At 49.6% G+C, this 562-nt stretch carries 4 tRNA genes; all 4 read left to right on the top strand.

Annotation, left to right across the window (positions count from 1 at the left end):
- The first annotated feature begins 72 nt into the window (after positions 1–72).
- Positions 73–145, top strand: a tRNA-Thr gene (locus DCC82_RS01645).
- An 18-nt stretch (positions 146–163) separates the two neighbouring features.
- Positions 164–235: transfer RNA gene (locus tag DCC82_RS01640), tRNA-Glu, on the top strand.
- A 12-nt stretch (positions 236–247) separates the two neighbouring features.
- Positions 248–323: transfer RNA gene (locus DCC82_RS01635), tRNA-Val, on the top strand.
- 157 nt (positions 324–480) lie between these two features.
- Positions 481–553: transfer RNA gene (locus DCC82_RS01630), tRNA-Thr, on the top strand.
- Positions 554–562 lie beyond the last annotated feature (9 nt).

Genomic DNA, 562 nt, shown 5'->3' with positions numbered 1-562 from the left:
CAGTAGCTCAGTGGTAGAGCAATCGGCTGTTAACCGATTGGTCGCAGGTTCGAATCCTGCCTGCGGAGCCATGCTTCCATAGCTCAGTTGGTAGAGCACTTCCATGGTAAGGAAGAGGTCACCGGTTCAAGCCCGGTTGGAAGCTTTCGTATTGTGATTTTTTGGCCCGTTGGTCAAGTGGTTAAGACACCGCCCTTTCACGGCGGTAACACGGGTTCGAATCCCGTACGGGTCACTTTCTTTTTGTGGAGGATTAGCTCAGCTGGGAGAGCACTTGCCTTACAAGCAAGGGGTCGGCGGTTCGATCCCGTCATCCTCCACCACGACATTTTTAATGCCCGCTTAGCTCAATTGGTAGAGACGAGCCTAAGCTTCCGTGAATTCCCTGCGAGTTGTTCCGACGCATATCACTTCGCTGAATAAGCGAGAAGAGGAAGGGACACAAAAAATTAAGTATATATGTCAATACTTCTTTCTTATGCCGGCTTAGCTCAATTGGTAGAGCAACTGACTTGTAATCAGTAGGTTGCGGGTTCAAGTCCTGCAGCCGGCATCATAATAT

The sequence above is a fragment of the Geobacillus sp. LYN3 genome (assembly GCF_003064505.1).
GTDB classification, from domain to species: domain Bacteria; phylum Bacillota; class Bacilli; order Bacillales; family Anoxybacillaceae; genus Parageobacillus_B; species Parageobacillus_B toebii.
Note: the sequence above shows the minus strand (reverse complement) of the source record. Positions and strands in the feature narration are given on the sequence as shown.